We start from the raw sequence: 19,081 nt of genomic DNA, 5'->3' as shown, positions 1-19,081 counted from the left end.
CCTGACGATTTGGGAAAAGCTTTTCTCGCGCTTTACCTCGCATGTTTTGCCAGCCTCGGCAAGAGCTTGGGAAAAGCTTTTCTTGGATTATCCGCGCGGTAGGCTATCGAGCGTGCTGACCCAGTTCACCACGTTCTCCACCGCCCGTTGCTCCGGCAGGCCACCCGCCGCCAGCTCTGAAAGCCTCAGGGCAGAAGTGTAGAGCATCACCAGTTCCCGGTTCACGTCGCGCTTCGCCAGCACCTCGTAGCGTGCGATGATCCGGAGCGTGAGGTCGGCGGAAATCCAGTTGCTGTAGCTGAGGTCGCGATGGCGTGAGCCAAAGCCGGAATCGGCGAAATCGAACACGCCGTTGAGCATCCCCGTCGCATGGTCAAACGCCATGTTCCAGCCATGGCCGTCGAAATAACCATAGACCAGCTCATCGCCGGCAATCGCCAGCTTGCGGTAGGCTTTCACGGTGCGCTTGAGGAACGGATAGAACTTCTTCGCCAGCAGCGGTTCCGCGCCCGCCAGAACGTCGTCCGGTGCCATCCATGGGTCCACCGCCACCGCGCCGACGGCCTGCATCCGGTTCAAAGGCAGCGCGTGCAGTTCGGCATAAAGCTGAGCCATGCGCGTGGCCAGCGCGTTGCGGCGGCCCTCGTCAAGCGCCTCATAGTCTGTGGCCTCGAGCGATGTGCCGGCAATTTTCCTGTGCTGCGAAAACGGCTGCGGCCCCTCGTGCCAGACCATTTGCGGCAGCGACATCGTCACGCGCGGCCTGAGAAACGCGAGCACCGCGACCTCGCGCCGCAACCGCACTTCAGCGTCGGCATGGCGCGCAAATTTGAATATCCACCCGTCGCACTCCAGCGCGACGCTATCCCAACCCGCACCAATCAGACTGAATCCGGCACCCGCAAACTGCGGGAGAGTCCCGATGACGATGGCACGATAGCGTGCCAGATCAGCCTTTGGATCCGGGATCGGAGTAACGGTGAGCGCCTCGCGCATCTGGTCCCCCCGGCAGGCAACGCGAATCTATCCCACCTGCCGCCGAACGCAACTGCCTCGAAGGGTCTGGATACAGCCCCAATTGGGGCTCACGCGCGGCGCTGCACCTTGGGCGGCATCGACTTCGTGCGGCGTACGCCGGCAGTGCGCCCGCGCGGCGCACGACGATGCGAGGTGACATCCCGGCGCAGGCCAAGGGCCTCGGCAACAGCATTTTCCAGCAGCTTTTCAATTTGCAGGCGCGTCATGGCGTTTCTCCTGAGTGACAGCCTCAAGGCCATCGTCTGGAGTTAGCAACGCGAACGATCCCCGCCGGGTTGCCAAATCGTCTTCACGTTTTGGTAATCTCTTCTTAGCTGCCCGCTAGGGCTGCTGCACCCGTTCGGCAAGTCGCACGGCAGCCCGATAAGTCTCGACCGGATCCAGCGCTGGCCGCGGCAGCAGATCCTCCCCCCGGTTTCGGGCAGCTATCCAGTCGATCGAACGCGCCGGCGGCAATGCCTCTGTAAAACGGGGCGGCAATGTCAGAACTTCATGCTCCAGCTCCCGAAACTGCCCGATGTCTTTTGGTGATGTCTGCACGAGCGACGCGATACTGACCATCTGGCTGTTAAATTTGGATGCCGGAACGGCGGCTGCAAATCGCGCTTCGTCGAAGATGTAGAACCGCTCGAGGTAGGCATCCTCATCTAGCCGGTTTTGCCAGCCGAGATCGTTACGCAATGACCCCTCCGACCAGGCAAGCTTGTTGCGGCCGTTGATCCGTGCCTTCGAAATTGTCACATCCATGGCCCGCAGATGAAACAGGTAGAGGCCCGCCGCCATCGCGACAGGCTCGGTCGTGTTGTGAAATCCGATGCCCCAGAAAACCGGCGCCTTGTGAATCAGCTGCTTGCAATAGCCGCGCTCAAACTGCACAAAACGCCGCTGTTCGAAAACACCACGGCTCGGCGAATAGTCCGGCTCGTCTGAGATGTGCTGGATCACATTGAGGCCCACAGCGTTGAAATGATCCAGCGCGGTTCGTTCGATGTAGTCCCGAAGCCCCACGCCAAACAGCGGATCAGGCACCAGAAACTCATCAATATCGACGTAGATTACCGCATCATAGAGGCGCTTGATCTCGTTGTGAAAAAAGCTCACGTCCCGGCACCGGAGATCCTGGTCGATCTCGGCCTGATCGATCTTGATCACATTGACCCCACCCAGATTATCCGTCGACCCGTCGGTCGAGCCGTCATCGATCAGATAGAGGTTATCGAGCCCGAACAGCGATCCATAGTAGGTTAGCCACAGCGGCAGCAGAATGGCCTCGTTATAGACCGTGCAGATCACGGCAACCCGGTATTGCGGTCCGTTGGGCAAGGGCAACTCTTGAATCAAAATAGGCCGACAAGGTTCTCATGAACGAGCTTTGTGGCCAAGTCTGATCACGCCTCGCGACGGCCGCTTGTTCTCCACATGATTTTCGCTTATCCAGTTTGCTCTTGGCCCAAACACGAACAGGGAGACGCGATATGACAGTTTGCATGCGACCGCATCCCTTTGGGCTGCTTCCGGCGCACCGTTAGGTCGCCTGCGCGCCATACCCCGGCGCCCTCGTTTTCTCCGTATTCGCCGCTCTACGGCACCGTCATTTCTCCAGTCTGGGACCGGCTTTGCGCCTTTGGCGTGCCGGCTTGATTTCATGGCCCGCTCGAAAACCAAACTGAACGGTCAAGCCTTCTCCAAGGTGCTGCGCTTTTCCGCGCAGCACTGGAAAAAGCAGCCGCTGCGCATCGCCGGCATCGGCGCGATGATCTTTGTGTCGACCATCGCTGACGTCCTGACCCCGCTCTATGCCGGCCATCTCGTCGATGCGGTAGCGACTAGCGCCGCCAGCGATGTCATCGCCTGGAACGCCGCCATCACCGCCTTCCTGATCCTCCTCGCCCTCGGGCTCGCCGCGCTGATCACCCGCCAGTTCGCCTGGATGGGGATGATCACCGTGACGCTGAAAATGATGGGCGACATCACCGCCGATGCCTTTGCCCGCGTTCAGCGCTTTTCGACCGATTGGCATGCCAACGCCTTTGCCGGCTCCACCGTGCGCAAAGTGACGCGCGGCATCTGGGCGCTCGATCTGCTCAATGACACGCTGCTCCTCGCCATGCTCCCCTCGCTGGTGATGCTGGTCGGCACGACCGTGCTGCTCGGCGTCTTCTGGCCGCTGATGGGGCTGATCATCGGGCTCGGTTCGGTGCTCTATATCGTCGTCACCGTTGTCCTCTCGGTCGCCTATGTCGCCCCGGCAGCCAGCCTTGCCAACGCCTGGGACACGAGGCTCGGCGGCGCGCTGGCCGATGCCATTTCCTGCAACGTCATCGTCAAGGGCTTTGGCGCCGAGCAGCGCGAGGAGGCCCGCCTCGGCCACGTCGTCGAAAAGTGGCGCCACCGCACCGAACGCACCTGGCAGCGCGGCACGCTCAACGGCACTGCCCAGCAGGCGATGCTGCTGCTGCTGCGTGCCGGCATTGTCGGTGCGGCGCTGATCCTCTGGCAACAGGGGCTGGCGGCAGCCGGCGACATCACCTTCGTCGTCACCACCTTCTTCGTTCTCCAGGGGTACCTGCGCGACGTTGGCATGCACGTGCGCAACCTGCAGCGCTCGGTCAACGACATGGAAGAACTGGTCGGGCTCTACGATCAGCCGCTCGGTATCGACGACCGCAAGTCCGCTGTCCCGCTGCTGATCAAAAAGGGTGGCATCACCTTCGAGAACGTCGATTTCCACTACGGCAACCACGCCCGCCCGCTCTACAGCAATTTCTCGGCGACCATCGCGCCGGGCGAGCGGGTGGGCCTAGTCGGCCATTCCGGCTCGGGCAAGACCACCTTCGTCAAGCTGATCCAGCGCCTCTACGACGTCACCGGCGGCCGCATCGCCATCGACGGCCTCGATATCCGCGATGTCACCCAGGCGACGCTGCGCCAGCAGATCGCCATCGTGCAGCAGGAGCCGGTGCTGTTCCACCGTTCGCTCGCCGACAACATCGCCTATGGCCGCCCCGGCGCCGGCCGCGACGACATCGTCGCTGCCGCAAAGCTCGCCAACGCCCATGGCTTCATCGAGCGCCTGCCCAAGGGCTACGAAACGCTGGTGGGTGAACGCGGCATCAAGCTCTCGGGTGGCGAACGCCAGCGCGTCGCCATCGCCCGCGCCTTCCTCGCTGATGCCAAGGTGCTGATCCTCGACGAGGCCACCTCCAGCCTCGATAGCGAAAGCGAAGCGCTGATCCAGGAAGCCATGGTCCGCCTCATGGAAGGGCGCACCACCATCGTCATCGCCCACCGGCTCTCGACGGTGCGCGCGCTCGACCGGCTGATGGTGTTCGATGCCGGCAAGGTGGTCGAGGAAGGCACGCACGCCGCGCTCGTTACGCGCCCCGACGGCATCTACCGTCGCCTCTTCGAGCGTCAGGCGATGGAACTGGTCAAGGGCCTCAGCGCCGCTGCCGAATAAACGGAAAGACCCTCCGGGTTGAGCCGGAGGGTCCCAATCAGGCCACTGCTTTTAGGAGGCTTGGCCTGACCCGGCACGCTGCCTTACTTGGGCAGCAGCACCTTGTTGACGACCTGGATCACACCGTTCGACTGGTTGACGTCCTTGATCGTGATCCGTGCGATATCGCCGCTCTCGGAGACGATCGAGACATAACCACCGACCAGCGCTGCGGTCAGCCGGTCGCCGCTCAGCGTCTTGAACGACCACTGCCCGCCATTCTCCTCAGCCTTGGCCTTGAGGTCGGCATAGGACCACGCGCCAGACGCCACATGCGCGGTCAGGATCTTGACCAGCGTCTTGCGGTTTTCGGCCTTCAGAAGGTTCTCGACCGTGCCCTTGGGCAGGGCCGCGAAGGCGGCATTGGTCGGTGCGAAAACGGTGAACGGGCCGGGCCCCGACAGTGCCTCGACAAGGCCTGCGGCCTTCACGGCGGCGACCAGTGTCGTGTGGTCACGCGAGTTGATGGCGTTCTCGATGATGTTCTTGGTGTCATACATGGCCGCGCCACCAACCATCTTGGTCGCGGCAACCGCCGGCATCGTCACCGCACCGAGCGCGAGGACCGATACGGCAAAAAGCGTCTTGAGCATCTTCTTCATGAGTGTTCTCCCTGGGACAGGTCTGCTGCTGTCGGGAGAAGCTACGGAAGTGCGGCTGGAAAAGTTTCGGGGCGCTGCACGGTGCCGCGTGGAGCAATACACCCTCGCCCACACTGATATGTAGCGCACAAGGGGCTTGCTTCAAGACCCCCACCATCGTCTACGAAAGAGGCCGTTTCAGCACTCTGAAAGGCAAACCCATGCAGATCACCGAGCACGCTGTCGTCATCGCCGGGGGCGGGCCTACCGGCCTGATGCTAGCCGCCGAATTGGCCCTTGCCGGAGTAGACGCCGCCATTGTCGAACGCCGCGCCACACAAGCTCTCGCGGGCTCCCGGGCCGGTGGCCTCAGCGCCCGTACCCTCGAGATTCTCGACCAGCGCGGCATCGTCGACCGGTTTCTTGCCGAAGGCCAGAAAGCCCAGGTCGCGGGCTTTGCCGTCACCCGCCTCGACATCACCGATCTGCCGACGCGGCACAATTACGGGCTGGCGCTATGGCAGAACCATATCGAGCGCATCCTCGCGGGGTGGGTGGCGGAGCTACCCATGACCGTCTATCGCGGCACCACGGTCACCGGTCTTGCCCAGGATGAAACGGGGGTGAGTGTCACCCTCGACAGCGGCGCCTCCCTCAGGGCTGGCTATCTCGTCGGCTGCGATGGCGGACGCAGTCTGGTGCGCAAAGCCGCCAACATTGCCTTTCCGGGCTGGGACGCTTCCACCAGCAACCTCCTCGCCGAGGTTGAAATGTCAGAGACCCCACCCCTCGGCATGCATCAGACCGCGCACGGAACCCACGGCTTCGGCCGGGTGGACTACGAGATCCGCAACGGCGAAATCATCTATGCCGACCACGGGCCAATCCGCGTCATGCTCAGCGAGGCCGAAGCGGGCGCGGCGAGCGAGCCCACTCTCGCGGACCTGCGCCAAGCACTGGTCGCCCGCTGCGGCACCGACTACGGCATCCATTCCCCAACCTGGATCACCCGCTTCACCGACGCCACGCGGCAGGCAGCGAGCTACCGCGCTGGCCGGGTTTTCCTTGCCGGCGACGCGGCCCACATCCACTCGCCCGTCGGCGGCCAGGGCCTCAACATGGGCATGCAGGATGCGGTGAACCTTGGCTGGAAGCTGGCCCAAGTGATCAATGGTACATCTCCCGAAACGCTCCTCGATACCTATCACGCCGAGCGCCATCCGGTGGCGGCGCGCGTTCTGCGCAAGACCATGGCGCAGACCGTGCTGCAGCGTCCCAATGACGAGCGCATCACGGCGCTCGGCGAAACCATCGCTGACCTGCTCAAGATGGACGAGCCGCGCCGGCGCTATGGCGCCATGATGTCCGGGCTCGATATCGCCTACGATCTTGGCGCCGGGCACCCGCTGCTCGGCCGCCGCATGCCCGATCTTGATCTGACCACTGACGAGGGACCCAAGCGGCTCTTCACGTTGCTCCATCGCGCCCGCCCAATCCTGCTGCGGCTCGATGGGCCGGGCACGATCGATGCTGCGCCATGGTCGGATCGCGTGCAGATCGTCGAGACGCACTATGCCGGCCCGTGGCAGTTGCCCGGGCTAGGCGACGTCGCCGCACCCACAGCGGTGCTTGTGCGTCCCGACGGCCACGTCGCCTGGGTCGGGGAGGGCGGCGAAGCCGGGTTGACCGACGCCCTCACCCGCTGGTTCGGCGCACCACGCGCCGCGTGAGCGTTGTCGACCCTCCGTCACGAGGGCCGCCCCTTTCACAAAGTCGCCCCGCGGTCTTGGCATTCATCGTAGAATGCCGATATAAATCCGCATGACCAAGCTTCCCCTCTCGATCCTCGATCTCGCCCCCGTTTCCGAAGGCACCAGCACCGAGGCGGCGTTGCGCCAGGTGGTGCGCCTTGCACAACTGGGCGACGAGCTGGGCTATACCCGAGTATGGTACGCCGAACACCACGGCATGCCCTCGATCGCCTCGTCATCCCCCGAAGTGCTGATCGCCACCTCTGCTGCCAACACCAGACGCATCCGCGTCGGCTCGGGCGGCGTCATGCTGCCCAATCACGTGCCGCTGCGTGTGGTCGAAACCTACCGCACGCTGGCCGGCTTCAACCCCGGCCGCATCGATTTGGGCATCGGCCGCGCTGGTGGCAGTGATGGCCGCACGCTCTCGGCGCTGCGCTCGGTCGGTGGCGAACACTTTTCCGAAGAGCTGGCGGAAATGCTCGCCTTCGACCAGGAAGGCTTCCCCGCCAACCACCCGTTCAGCGCCATCACCGTGGCGCCCGAAAACGTCGACCTGCCGCCGATCTATCTTCTGGGCTCTAGCGGCGCCAGCGCCGCGGCGGCCGGCCATCTCGGCGCCGGCTATTCCTTTGCCGCCCATTTCAGCGCCACCCCTGCAGCACCAGCTTTCGCCGCCTATCGCGCCGCCTTCATCCCCAACCCGGTGTTCCCGGCCCCCCACGCCATCATCGCGCTCTCGGCGCTGGTCGCGCCCACCGATGAAGAGGCGCAGTTCCTTGCCGGCTCGCAGGCACTGAGCTGGGCGCTGTTCCATTCCGGCCAGATCCGCAAACTCGTCTCCCCCGAAGCCGCCGCCGCGCACCCCTACACCCCGCGCGAGCGCGCCATCATCGAAAACCAGTCCGCCCTCTGGATCATCGGCTCCCCCGACAGCGTAAAGCGCCAGATCGAACAAAAAGTCTCAGAATCCGGCGCCGACGAAGTCATGATCACCACCACCGCCTGGGACTACGAGCTCCGCCTCAGGTCCTATCGGCTCTTGGCGGAAGCGTTCGGGCTTTAGCCTTTCTGCCTTCTCCCCTTGTGGGAGAAGGTGCCCGAAGGGCGGATGAGGGGTTATCTCAACACGCTCCGATCGCTCGTCGCTTTGCTCCGATCGCGCAACACAACGTGTTGCGGACCCCTCATCCGGCGCTACGCGCCACCTTCTCCCACAAGGGGAGAAGGCAAGAAGCAGCGGTCTCGTTGCCTACCCCCGCACTGCCCGCCACGCCGCAATAATTGCATCCGCCGACATCTCGATATCCTCGGCGGTCGTCTCGCCCGAGCTGATCGAAATCCGCATCACCCAGTCGCCGCGCCAGGCGGAGCCGGCGGCAAAACACACGCCATCCTGCTGCACCTTCGCGATCACCGCCTCGGTCGCAGATTTCCGCGCGGCGGCGTCGCCGGTGCCGAAATTGACGATCAGCTGGTTGATGGCGAGCTCGTTGACCACCCGCACCCCCGGCTCCACCGCAAGCCGCGCGGCCATCTGCTCGGTAAACCGGCAGTGCCGGTCGACCATCTCGGCAATCCCGTTCTTCCCAAAGGTCTTGATCAGCGCCCAGACCGGCACGCCGCGCGCCCTGCGGCTGAGCTCCGGCACATAGTTCGACGGCACGCGGTCGCCCTGCGCGATCGAGGGGAGGTAAGACGACCATTGCGTCATCGCCCCCAGCAACGCGTCGCGGTGCCGCACGATCGCGAAACCGCAATCGTAGGGCGCCTGCAGCCACTTATGCCCATCCGTCACCCAGCTGTCGCAGCCCTCGATCCCACGGGTGAGATGCTTCAGCCGCGGCGTCGCCCTGGCCCAGAGCCCGAAGGCGCCGTCCACATGCACCCACGCATCATGCGCCTTGCCGATGGCGACAATTTCCGTGAACGGATCGAACGCCCCGGTATTGATCTGCCCCGCCTGCGCGATGATGATCTTGGGGCCGGTGAGCCCGGCAATCGCCGCCTCCAGCGCACTTGGGAGCATCCGCCCCTGGTCGTCGGTCGCGATGGTGATGACGCGCTTGCGACCAAAGCCGATCAGCTGCAGCGATGAAAACAGCGACGAATGCGCATCCGCCCCGATCAGCACATGCACCGGCGGCGCCCCGAACAGCCCATCCGCATCCGGGTCCCACCCGGCCTTGAGCAGCACGCCGGTGCGCGCTGCTGCGAGGCACGTGCCATTGGCAACCGTGGCGCCCGTCGAAAACCCGATTCCGCTCTCAGCCGGCAGGTCCAGAATTTCGAGGAGCCACCGCTCCGCCATTTCTTCCAGCGCTGCCGCGGATGGCGCGGTGGATTGGTACCCGGCATTCTGCCCCCAGGCGCTGACCAGCCAGTCGGCTGCCACACCCGCTGGGTGCGATGCACCCATCACCCAGGCAAAGAACCGTGAGCCCACCGTCGGCATCAGCCCCGGCTCTGCGACCGCCACTAGCTCTTCGAGAACCGCAGCGGCATCCATGCCATTGACCGGCACAGGTCCGGCGATCTGGTCGCGAATACTGTGATAGTCCCGCTCCGGCCGCGCCAGCCCGTCGCCCACCCGTTCGCGATAGGCAATGGCATGCGTCATGGCTCGCCCGAGCAGCGCCCGCAGATCTTCAGCCATCGTGTCCTCCGATTTTGCGCCCGCAGTGATACCCGCTGCACACGGCTCACACCAGCCAGACCGCTCAGGCCAGCGGCGCTGCCGTCGAACCCCGCACGTCCAGCGTCGTCTCCAGCACCTGCCGCTCAGGCTCTGCTGTTGGCTGGAGGATCGCGCGCACCGCGCGGCGCCCCATCTCGAGGATCGGTTGCGCCATGGTCGTCAACGGCGGCTCTGAGCGCGCCGCCTCCGGCACGCCGTCAAAGCCGATCACCGAGACATCCCTCGGCACGCTGAGGCGGTGTTCGGCCAGCCATTTGAGCGCCACCAGCGCGATCCGGTCCGACATGCAGAGCAGCGCCGTGGGATACGGTTGAGCCGCAAACAGCGCCTCCAGCCCGGCACTTGTGCTGGCATCGGTCGATTGCGTCTCCCACACCGGCACCATCGAGGTATCGATGCCGTATTCTCCCAGCACGGAGAAATACCCCTCGGCCCTGAGCTTCGAGGTCTGGTAGCGCGCGACGGCGATCTGCGCTGCGGTAACAGGCCCGACATGGCCATCATCGAACTCCAGCGCCAGCACACCGAAGCGCCGGTGACCCAACTCACACAGATGCCGGGCGGCGCGCTGCGCGCCGATGAAGTCATCCACCCCAATGGCACTCACGCTCGGATCAGGCCGTCCCAGCGCCAGCGCCACGAAGGGCAACTGCCGCTGGCGCGTCAGCTCCACCAGCCGTTCGCCACCCTCGAGGCAAAGCAGCACGAAGCCATCGACCAGTGCGCTTTCTATATTCCAGGCCAGCCGCTCGTTGTTCTGTGCCGAAACCAGCGCCAGCCCCGAGCCCTCCGCGTCACAGGCCTCCGAGATGCCGCGCATCAGTTCACGCGCGAACGGATCGTCGAAGAAATAGCTCAGCGGCTCCGACGTTGCGACGCCGATGGCGTTGACCTTGCCTGCCCTCAACATCCTCCCGCGCGGGTCCGGCCCTCGATAGCCGATACTGGCGGCGATTGCCTTGACGTGCTCCCGCACTTCCTGTCGCACCAGTTCGGGCCGGCTGAAGACGTTCGACACCGTCCCCTGCGACACGCCCGCCGCCTTGGCGACATCAGCCAGCCGCGCCGTGCGCTCAATCCGGGAACCGCTCATCAACAGGTCTGCTCCAGCCTTAGTCGTCGATCTGCGTACCAGCTTTTTGAACCGGTTCAAATAGTGCTTGACTTCATTCCCGGACAAACTATGTTTTGAATCGATTCAACGCCTCTTCTTGTTGGTGAATTGAATCGATTCAAAATCTAAACAGGAGGCCAGCATGGCCTTGATGGAACAGCACTGCCCGACTTCGATCGACGCCCCCGCATCCGGCGCCACGCCCTTGCGCAACATCCCGCGCGCACCCAGCCTCCGCGCGCTTCTCGCAAGCTGGTGGGCCGCCCGTGCTGAGCGCCGCCAGATTGCCCACTTGTCGCGCCTCAGCCCCCGTCGCCTGCGAGACCTCGGCTACCATCCTGCCGATATCTATAGCACCGTCGAAGGCACCTGGGATGAAGTCACCGTCGACCGCTTCCGCCGCCTTCAAGACGACTGAACCGGAAAAGGGACGTCGGCGCTTGGCTCAGTCCGCAAGCACCCGGATCAGGCGATTGGCGCTCTGCAACCGTTCGGCCAGCACCCGTCCGAGGGCGCGGTGGAAGGCAGCCGCCGCCGCCGGCTGTTCAACCTCAACCTTGTCGAGCGCGGCGCGGCTGAGCTTGAACGCCACCACCTGCGTCCGCGCCAGCGCCGAGGCCGAGCGCGCCTCCCGTCCATAAAACGCGATCTCGCCGAGGATGGTGCCGGGCGCAAAGTCCATCAGCGCGAGCGGCGCGTCACCCTTGGTCTCAAGCATCACTGAGCCCTGGCCGGACTCGACGATCAGGATGTCATCCGCGGCAGTGCCCTGGAGGATCAGCCGCTCGTCGGCCTGATACTCCATGCGTTCGAGGTAAGGGAAAACCGCGCCCGCAAGCTCGGTATCCCCCAGCAACTGACCCAGCGACACTTGTGCCGGCACAATGTCGGGGCGCGTCTCCGCCAGCGCGCCGAGCAGTTCACCCTCGGCCCAGTTGAGCGCCGCATCGAGGTCGGGCGCGAGGTGGAAAGGCGCGGTGCGGATGTCGAGACCCCCGTCAACAAGGCGCTGCCCCAGCGGCCCAAGTCCGGCGAAGACCACTCTGAACCCATCGCGTTCCGCGATGCGGCGCAGGCGCTCGAAGCTGAGAATGGTGGACGAGTCGACCCCGGTGACGCGGCTGAAGTCGAGGATGGCGAACCAGGCTCCATTTTTGCCGGCCGTCTGGGCCTGCCCAGTGATGCGCTGCACGATCCGGTCGCTGGTACCAAAGAACAGGAAGCCGGCAAGCTTGATGATGGTGATGGCCTCGCCGCGGCTTGCCATTTCGCTGCGGCGCAGTGGCGTGATGTTGCGCGAGTGAAGATCGCGCCCGGTGGCGATGAAGCGCACCCCGTCGACCCGCGCATATTCGACCGCAAACAGCACCAGCGCCGTCAACAGCCCCATGGCGATGCCGGCCGGGAGCCCAGCGGCGATGCTGACCCCGAGAATAACGAGAATGATGGCGTATTCGGACCGCCTGAGAGTTCGGATCGGCCGCACCAGCCAGTCCATGATCAGCGACACGCCGACCCAGATCAGCAGCGCGCCCAGCATCGGCACCGGAACCCGGGCGAAGACCTGTGGCGCAAAGGCCAGCGCCAGGATGGCGACGGCACCGGTCACAACCCCGGTAGCGCGATACCAGGCGCCCAGACGTTCGGCCAGCATCGTGGTCGAAACCGCTGGAAAGCCGGGAATTCCGCCAAACAGGCCCGAAAGCACGTTGCCCGCGCCCATCGAACGCAGCTCGGCATTGAGGTCGATATCGCGACGCGTGTCGAGTTCGATGCCGCTGACATTCATCATCGCACCCGCCGTGGTGATGATGACCACAAAGGGTGCAAACAGCAGCCCCGACGCCACCGCGCTCCAGTCGACATTGCCCAATTGATCGATGCCCACCGGTGGCCAGCCGAGCCCGGTCGCGGGCACCAAGGCCAGCCACCCAAGCGCTTCGAGCTCAGGCTGCGACAGGCCAAGCACCGCCACCACAATGTTGAACAGCGCGATGGCCGCAAGGGCACCCAGTGGCAGCGCCACGCCTGAAGGAAAGCGCCGATTGGCGAGTTCGACCGCAACGACGAAACAGAGCGCAGCACCAATTTTCAGCGCCACAACGCCATCGGCCAGCTCGAGCAACCGAGGGAGGCTCAGATGCCCACCGATAATGGTCTCAAGCCCACCGGTGATCAGGTACCAGCCGGTGATGGCCAGAAAGCCGGCAAACACCGGATAGGGCACATAGCGCGTGATCCGCCCCAGCCGCAGCGCGCCGAGCGCATACATCGTCACCCCGCACAGCACACTGGCAAGCCCGATTGTCACGAGAATGGTCGGCAGTAGTCCGCTCGCAGGATCACCGCCGAATGCAGCCGTCGCAGCGCCGGTCACCGCCGCCAGCGCCACGACCGAGATCTCCTGCGTCGTCGTCACCTGCCCCGGCATGGTGCTGAGGAAGGCCGTGGCGATCGGCAGGATGGCAGTAGCGAACAGGATCGCGCTGGCGATCGGGGTCAGCAGTGGCAACAGGTCGCCGCGCGCCAGCAGCACGCTGTTGCTCAGCGCCAGCGCCACCGACATCAGGCCACAAAGAAAACCAGTGACGGCAATGCTCACTGCGCGCTGAAAAATCATGGGTCCACGTAAGCTCTAAAAAAGCGGACCCTGCGTAATTTCAGCAGGCTTGGCAAGCACCTGCGGGCCGCGACGCGGCCCGCCACCAGTCTTGAAAGCCCCCGATCAGGCCTGCAGTTTGCGGAGGATCGCGGCGCCCATTTCCTCGGTGCCAACGGTCTTGCGGTTCTGCTCGCCGATATCGCCGGTGCGCAGCCCCTCGGCCAGCACGGCCGAAATGGCGGCTTCCAGCCGGTCAGCCAGCACCACCATGTTGAACGAATAGCGCAGCGCCATCGCAAAGCTCGCGAGCATGGCGATCGGGTTGGCGATGCCCTTGCCGGCAATGTCGGGCGCCGAGCCGTGCACAGGCTCATAGAGCGCCTTGCGCTTGCCAGTCACCGGATCGGGCGCCCCGAGCGAGGCGGACGGCAGCATGCCGAGCGAGCCGGTCAGCATCGCCGCCGCATCGGAAAGGATGTCGCCGAAGAGGTTGTCCGTCACCATCACGTCGAACTGCTTGGGGTTGCGCACCAGCTGCATCGCCGCGTTGTCGGCGAGAATATGGTGGAACTCGACATCCGGGTAATCCTTGGCGACAGCCTGCGCCACCTCGTCCCAGAGCACGCCCGACTTCATGACATTCTTCTTGTCGGCCGAGTGTACCTTGTTCTTCCGGGTGCGGGCGAGGTCCATCGCGACGCGCACGATGCGGTCGATTTCGTAGGTCTCGTAGACCTGCGTATCAATAGCGCGCTTCTGGCCATTGCCGAGATCGGTGATGGTCTTGGGCTCGCCGAAATAGACGCCGCCGGTCAGTTCGCGGACGATGAGGATATCCAGCCCCTCGATCAGCTCGCGCTTCAGCGAGGAGGCATCGGCCAGCGCCGGATAGCAGATCGCCGGACGGAGGTTGGCGAACAGCTGCAAATCCTTGCGCAGGCGCAAGAGACCCGCCTCCGGGCGCTTGTCATAGGGAACCTTGTCCCACTTCGGCCCGCCGACTGCGCCGAAGATCACGGCATCAGCGGCCAGCGCCTTCTGCATGTCCTCTTCCGAAATCGCCTCGCCATAGGCGTCATAGGCGCAACCACCCACCAGCCCGCTGTCGAAGGTAAAATCGGTCTCGCCTTGGCTGTTGAGCCAGGTCACCACCTTGACCACCTCCTTCATGATCTCGGTGCCGATGCCGTCGCCGGGGAGAAGGAAGAGTTTCTGGGCCATTTGAAGGGTCTCGAGAGTTTTCTTTGGGTTGAGCTATCTAGTGCAGACCGACGCCGCCGCAAAGCGGGATTTGCACGTGGCTGGCGCGGCCGCTTCAGAGATACTTGCGCAGGAAGTAGCGGCTCGACCCGCGCGGGAAATCATTGAGCTCACCAAACACCTCGTAGCCGAGTTTTTCGTAAAAGCCGCGCGCCTGGAAGGCGAAGGTATCGAGCCAGATCCCCACCAGCCCGCGCTCCCGCGCAAACGCCTCAGCCCGCGCCATCACCCTGGTGCCCAGCCCGTCACCACGCAGCGTTTCAGGCAGGTGGAACAGGTTGATATAGAGCCAGTCGAACATTTCTTTGCCCGTCAGCCCGCCCAGCGTCTCGCCGGTGACGGGGTCGCGCACCAGCACCGCGAAGGGCTGCTGGCCGGTGGGGCGCGGCGCGTTCCGGATATTGAAAGCGAGCAGCCCGTCAAACACCGCCTGCTCGTCCGCCGCCTCAGGGTCGAGCACAAGGACGATATCGAACTTCATTTCAGCTTCCATGTCAGATGGAGGCGCTGTCGAAGCGCTTTTGCATGAAGTAGCGGGCGCCGCCGACAGGATGGTCATGCAGCGTGCCGAACACGACAAAACCGAGCTTCTCGTAGAACGGGCGCGCCTGGAAACTGAAGGTATCAAGCCAGATGCCGATGAGGCCCTGCTGGCGCGCAAAGGCCTCCGCCTCAGCCATCAGCGCCGCGCCATGCCCCTTGCCGCGCAACTCCGCCGGTACATGAAGCCACTCAACGAACAGCCAGTCCAGCACCGCCGTTGCCGTCAGCCCACCCACCGACTTCTCGTTCGCATCGCAGAGCAACAGCGCGATATCCTGTCGCTTGAACGGCCCAGCCTGCTCGCGATTATAGGCGCGCAAACCGTTGCGCACCACCGCCACGTCACGGCCGAGAGGATTGAGCTTGAGCTTTATCTCCACGGACGTCAGTGCCCGTGGGCGCCGATATGCGCGGTGACTTCGATCTCGAGCTTCATTTCCGGCGTCGTCAGTCCGCACACCAGCATCGTTGCCGCAGGCCGGATCTCGCCGAACGTCGCGCCCGCGACTTCCACCAGCGCGTCGTACCACTTCATGTCGGTGATGTAGTACCGCACCCGCACCACGTCCTTCAGCGACGAGCCCGCTTGCTCCAGCGCATGCGCGATGGTCTTGAGCGCATTGCGCGCCTGCTGGCCCGCATCTTCCGGCATGGTCATGGTGGCGTAGTCGTAGCCGGTCGTGCCCGACACATAGACCATCGCGCCATCAACTACGGCGCGCGAATAGCCGATCTTTTTCTCGAACGGCGAACCTGACGAAATATGGAGAACCATCCGTTGCCCCTCAGAGCCAGGGGCGGTCGTGTGCCATCTTGGTCTCGAACCCGGTGATCGCCGGATCGGATTTCAGCGTCGAGGCGATATCGTCGAGCCCTTCGAGGAGGATGTGTTTCCGCGCTGGATCGATATCGAAATGGATCGAACCGCCATCCGGTCCCTTGATCGTCTGGCTGGGCAGGTCAACCGTCACCGTCGCGTTCGAACCGCGATCGGCGTCGTCCATCAACAGCGCCAGCTGCTCGGGCGTCACCACGATGGGCAGGATGCCGTTCTTGAAGCAGTTATTGTAGAAAATGTCGGCAAAGCTGGTCGAGATCACACAGCGCACGCCGAAATCCAGGAGCGCCCACGGCGCATGCTCACGGCTCGAGCCGCAGCCAAAATTGTCACCGGCAACGATGATAGTGGCGTTGCGATAGGCCGGCTTGTTGAGCACGAATTCCGGGTTCTCGCTGCCATCGTCATTGTAGCGCATCTCCGAAAACAGCGCCGAGCCGAGCCCGGTGCGCTTGATCGTCTTCAGGTACTGCTTGGGGATGATCATGTCGGTGTCGATATTGATGAACGGCAGGGGCGCCGCGACACCAGTCAGATTGATAAATTTGTCCATGAGCAGTTCCCTTCGGGGGCCAGCGGCAGCGTGAAAAGCCTGTCGCACTTTTCGCGATTAACGGGCAAGATGCGCAATAATCTGGCGCTTAATGGCGCATCAGGCGCGCTGCGGTCAAGTGCGGCGAAGCCTGCAGTTTCGGGGGAGGGACGTCCCGCATGAAGATTCTGGTGGTCGCAGACCTGCACTATTCGCTGCCGCAGTTCGATTGGGTGCTGCAGGCCGCCCCTGCCTACGACGTTGTGGTGATCGCCGGTGACCTCTTGGAGATCGCCTCGGCGGTCGATCCAGGCACCCAAATCGTCGTCATCAACACGTACCTTAAGCGCCTCCGCCAAGCGACGCGGCTGCTTGTCTGCTCGGGCAATCACGATCTCGATGCGCTCAACGCCGACGGCGAAAAGCATGCCGCCTGGCTGGAATTCGCCAAGCGCCTCGCCATCCCCATCGACGGCGACACCATCCTCATCGATGGGGTGATGATCACCGTCTGCGCCTGGTGGGATGGGCCGCTGACTTTGAAACGCATCGGCGAGCAACTCGCCGCCGCCGCGCCCGATCGCATCGATCGCTGGATCTGGGTGCACCACGCCCCGCCGTCAGATTCTCCGGTCTCCTGGTCCGGCGGCCGCCATTACGGCGATACGGCCCTCTCCGGCTGGATCGTCCAGTACCAGCCCGATTTCGTCTTTTCCGGCCACGTTCACGAAGCGCCCTTCGCGCGCGGCGGCTCCTGGGTCGATCAGATCGGCAAGACCTGGGTGTTCAACGCCGGCCGCCAGATCGGCGATGTCCCCACCGCCATCAGCATCGAAACCGACGCCGCCGAGGCCGCCTGGTTCTCGCTCGAAGGCGCCGAAGGCGTCCACCTCGACCTCCCCCTGACCCGCCCCATCGAGCAACTCACCGCCATGCCCGAATGGATGCTGCGCAAGGAAGCGTGAGTTCCGTTCCTCTCCCCGTCGGGGAGAGGGTGGATCGGCCGAAGGCCGAGACGGGTGAGGGGCTTCCTCTTCCTTCTCCCCTTGAGGGAGAAGGTGGCGCGCAGCGCCGGATGAGGGGTTCGCATCGCCACGGCGATGCGCGATCCGAGCCTAGCGAGGAGCGGCCGTTGCGGAGGAGAGAACCCCTCATCCGCCCTACGGGCCGTAGCCCGCAGGCATAGCCTGACGGGCGTTCTTCGCTGCAAAGCTCCACTGGAGCTTTGCAAGAGCACTCAGAACTCTCCCTCAAGGGGAGAAGGAAGAAGATTGAAAGTTCAGAGCCCTACAGCCGCGGATCAGACTTCAGCGTCGAGCCCACGCTCACCGCCGGCCGCTGCCGTTGCACCAGCGCCTCGAGCACTTCATCGACCAGCCCGAAATGGTCGTTCCGCCCGGCGAACTGCCGCTTGAAATCCGCTAGGTAGGTCGTTGCATCCTGCAGCCGCCGGGCGAGGATGGTCGCCACGTGATAAACCACCTCGTTGCCCGTCCGCATGAACGCCTTGGCGTCGTCGATCCGGTACGCCGTCACCGGCCCCACCGCCCGCACCGTCGCCGTATGCGCACCGCCGAGCAGCGCCGCCATTTCGCCGAACACCGCGCCGGGCTCGGTAATTTCAGCCACCTGCGTTTCCCCGCGCAAAACTTCGATCGTGCCATCGACGAGAATGAACATCCGCCCCGAAGCTGGCCCCTCGGCAATCAGCACGCCGCCCGCCTCGAACCTGTCCAGCGGCAGCCCCTCGCAAAACGCCAGCACCCCGTCCATCGCCTGCCCTCATCACTGTGACAAAACCATCATGCACCACGCCCTGCCGCCGGTCAAAAGCGCAGATGTCACGTGAGATATGCGTCTTTCGAAGGCTATGGCTGGCCTGCGGCCCGCTCGCGCTCGAACCGCGCCACCCAGTCGCGGCTTTCGGCATCCGCCATTTTCGCCGTCCGGATTTCAGCCGCCTGCGCGAGCTCAGGGTCACGACCCAGCGCCACCAGCACTTGAGCCGATGCGGTCCTCGGGTCAGCAGCCACATCTTCGTAGCTCATCCGTACCGGCGTGATGCCGTGCCGGGCGAACCAGCGGTTCCATTCAGCATCGGCGGTCTCCGCCTCCGCCACGAACCCGGCGAGCCGCTCGAAATCGTAGACCGGCGCTTGATGCAGCGCCGTGCGCTCCCGCTCGGTGCCATCGGCGCCCATGTGCCAGAGCCCCGTCTGGTGCGCCTTCAGCCGCGACACGGCCTGCGACACCTTGTCCCGCCGGCTCAGATGCACATAGAGCGGCGCCCCGAACGCCGCCTCGAGCCGCGCCGCATCATCGGCAAGCCCGGGAAACACCAGCTCAAGCCGCGCCATCAGGTCAGCAAGGCTCGGCCACATCAGCCGCAGCGCAAAAATGCCTGTTTCGCCAGTTCCGCGTTGCACCACCGCATCGAGATAAGCCCGTTCGAACGCCGCGCCCTCGCCACACGGCACGCCCATGCGCTCCGCCCACTCCGCGATGTCCTCAGCCCGATAGTACGACGCCGGGCGCCCCGCGGCGCCCGTCCCCTTCAACAGGTCGCAGAACAGCGTCGTCCCGCTGCGCGGCGAGGCGCAAAGGATCAGGGATCGGTACGACACC

The 19,081-nt window shown here is 64.3% G+C and carries 19 protein-coding genes; 5 read left to right on the top strand and 14 right to left on the bottom strand.

The window, feature by feature from the left end; all coding sequences use genetic code 11:
* Positions 1 to 87: 87 nt before the first annotated feature.
* From ACO06J_RS17440 to ACO06J_RS17430, 3 genes are all read right to left on the bottom strand, one after another.
* Entirely contained in the window at positions 88 to 996 is a 909-nt protein-coding gene (locus ACO06J_RS17440) for a phosphotransferase family protein (protein ID WP_421761984.1), read from the bottom strand.
* An 89-nt stretch (positions 997 to 1,085) separates the two neighbouring features.
* The gene (locus tag ACO06J_RS17435; RefSeq protein WP_421761983.1) at positions 1,086 to 1,244 is read right to left on the bottom strand and encodes a hypothetical protein; all 159 of its coding nucleotides are present in this window, start codon (positions 1,242 to 1,244) and stop codon (positions 1,086 to 1,088) included.
* Positions 1,245 to 1,359: 115 nt separating this feature from the next.
* Entirely contained in the window at positions 1,360 to 2,361 is a 1,002-nt protein-coding gene (locus ACO06J_RS17430) for a glycosyltransferase family 2 protein (protein ID WP_421761982.1), read from the bottom strand.
* A 322-nt stretch (positions 2,362 to 2,683) separates the two neighbouring features.
* Between ACO06J_RS17430 and ACO06J_RS17425 the strand changes: the two genes are divergently transcribed.
* Positions 2,684 to 4,498: an ABC transporter ATP-binding protein gene (locus ACO06J_RS17425; protein WP_421761981.1), complete on the top strand. Its 1,815-nt coding sequence runs from the start codon at positions 2,684 to 2,686 to the stop codon at positions 4,496 to 4,498.
* Between the two features lie 83 nt (positions 4,499 to 4,581).
* Here ACO06J_RS17425 and ACO06J_RS17420 read toward each other — a convergent pair whose 3' ends face one another.
* Complete coding sequence (locus ACO06J_RS17420) at positions 4,582 to 5,130, bottom strand: fasciclin domain-containing protein (protein ID WP_421762537.1); 549 nt, start codon at positions 5,128 to 5,130, stop codon at positions 4,582 to 4,584.
* A 215-nt stretch (positions 5,131 to 5,345) separates the two neighbouring features.
* Between ACO06J_RS17420 and ACO06J_RS17415 the strand changes: the two genes are divergently transcribed.
* Together ACO06J_RS17415 and ACO06J_RS17410 are read left to right on the top strand one after the other, a co-directional pair.
* Complete coding sequence (locus tag ACO06J_RS17415; RefSeq protein ID WP_421762536.1) at positions 5,346 to 6,848, top strand: FAD-dependent monooxygenase; 1,503 nt, start codon at positions 5,346 to 5,348, stop codon at positions 6,846 to 6,848.
* A 91-nt stretch (positions 6,849 to 6,939) separates the two neighbouring features.
* Positions 6,940 to 7,935: an MsnO8 family LLM class oxidoreductase gene (locus tag ACO06J_RS17410; protein ID WP_421761980.1), complete on the top strand. Its 996-nt coding sequence runs from the start codon at positions 6,940 to 6,942 to the stop codon at positions 7,933 to 7,935.
* A 186-nt stretch (positions 7,936 to 8,121) separates the two neighbouring features.
* Here the strand turns inward: ACO06J_RS17410 and ACO06J_RS17405 are convergent, their stop codons facing one another.
* Entirely contained in the window at positions 8,122 to 9,525 is a 1,404-nt protein-coding gene (locus ACO06J_RS17405; protein ID WP_421761979.1) for a pyridoxal phosphate-dependent decarboxylase family protein, read from the bottom strand.
* Between the two features lie 64 nt (positions 9,526 to 9,589).
* A complete protein-coding gene (locus tag ACO06J_RS17400) occupies positions 9,590 to 10,660 on the bottom strand; it encodes a LacI family DNA-binding transcriptional regulator (protein ID WP_421761978.1) in 1,071 nt (356 codons plus the stop codon).
* Between the two features lie 163 nt (positions 10,661 to 10,823).
* Between ACO06J_RS17400 and ACO06J_RS17395 the strand changes: the two genes are divergently transcribed.
* The gene (locus ACO06J_RS17395) at positions 10,824 to 11,099 is read left to right on the top strand and encodes a DUF1127 domain-containing protein (protein ID WP_421761977.1); all 276 of its coding nucleotides are present in this window, start codon (positions 10,824 to 10,826) and stop codon (positions 11,097 to 11,099) included.
* 27 nt (positions 11,100 to 11,126) lie between these two features.
* Here ACO06J_RS17395 and ACO06J_RS17390 read toward each other — a convergent pair whose 3' ends face one another.
* From ACO06J_RS17390 to leuD, 6 genes are all read right to left on the bottom strand, one after another.
* Positions 11,127 to 13,301, bottom strand: coding sequence for a SulP family inorganic anion transporter (locus tag ACO06J_RS17390; protein WP_421761976.1), 2,175 nt, complete (start codon positions 13,299 to 13,301; stop codon positions 11,127 to 11,129).
* Positions 13,302 to 13,406: 105 nt separating this feature from the next.
* Positions 13,407 to 14,504, bottom strand: a complete 1,098-nt coding sequence (gene leuB, locus ACO06J_RS17385; RefSeq protein ID WP_421761975.1) for a 3-isopropylmalate dehydrogenase — start codon at positions 14,502 to 14,504, stop codon at positions 13,407 to 13,409.
* A gap of 94 nt (positions 14,505 to 14,598) precedes the next feature.
* Positions 14,599 to 15,024, bottom strand: coding sequence for a GNAT family N-acetyltransferase (locus ACO06J_RS17380; protein ID WP_421761974.1), 426 nt, complete (start codon positions 15,022 to 15,024; stop codon positions 14,599 to 14,601).
* Positions 15,025 to 15,037: 13 nt separating this feature from the next.
* On the bottom strand, positions 15,038 to 15,466 hold the full coding sequence (locus ACO06J_RS17375) for a GNAT family N-acetyltransferase (RefSeq protein WP_421761973.1): 429 nt from the start codon (positions 15,464 to 15,466) through the stop codon (positions 15,038 to 15,040).
* A gap of 5 nt (positions 15,467 to 15,471) precedes the next feature.
* Complete coding sequence (locus tag ACO06J_RS17370) at positions 15,472 to 15,861, bottom strand: RidA family protein (protein WP_421761972.1); 390 nt, start codon at positions 15,859 to 15,861, stop codon at positions 15,472 to 15,474.
* Positions 15,862 to 15,871: 10 nt separating this feature from the next.
* On the bottom strand, positions 15,872 to 16,477 hold the full coding sequence (gene leuD / locus ACO06J_RS17365) for a 3-isopropylmalate dehydratase small subunit (protein ID WP_421761971.1): 606 nt from the start codon (positions 16,475 to 16,477) through the stop codon (positions 15,872 to 15,874).
* A gap of 158 nt (positions 16,478 to 16,635) precedes the next feature.
* Between leuD and ACO06J_RS17360 the strand changes: the two genes are divergently transcribed.
* A complete protein-coding gene (locus ACO06J_RS17360; RefSeq protein ID WP_421761970.1) occupies positions 16,636 to 17,421 on the top strand; it encodes a metallophosphoesterase family protein in 786 nt (261 codons plus the stop codon).
* 322 nt (positions 17,422 to 17,743) lie between these two features.
* Here ACO06J_RS17360 and ACO06J_RS17355 read toward each other — a convergent pair whose 3' ends face one another.
* Entirely contained in the window at positions 17,744 to 18,229 is a 486-nt protein-coding gene (locus ACO06J_RS17355) for a Crp/Fnr family transcriptional regulator (protein WP_421761969.1), read from the bottom strand.
* A gap of 95 nt (positions 18,230 to 18,324) precedes the next feature.
* Positions 18,325 to 19,080 (bottom strand): Stf0 family sulfotransferase, encoded by a 756-nt coding sequence (locus ACO06J_RS17350; protein ID WP_421761968.1) that lies wholly within the window; start codon positions 19,078 to 19,080, stop codon positions 18,325 to 18,327.
* Between the last annotated feature and the right edge of the window lies 1 nt (position 19,081).

Source organism: Devosia sp. (assembly GCF_965229025.1).
GTDB lineage: Bacteria > Pseudomonadota > Alphaproteobacteria > Rhizobiales > Devosiaceae > Devosia_A.
Note: the sequence above shows the minus strand (reverse complement) of the source record. Positions and strands in the feature narration are given on the sequence as shown.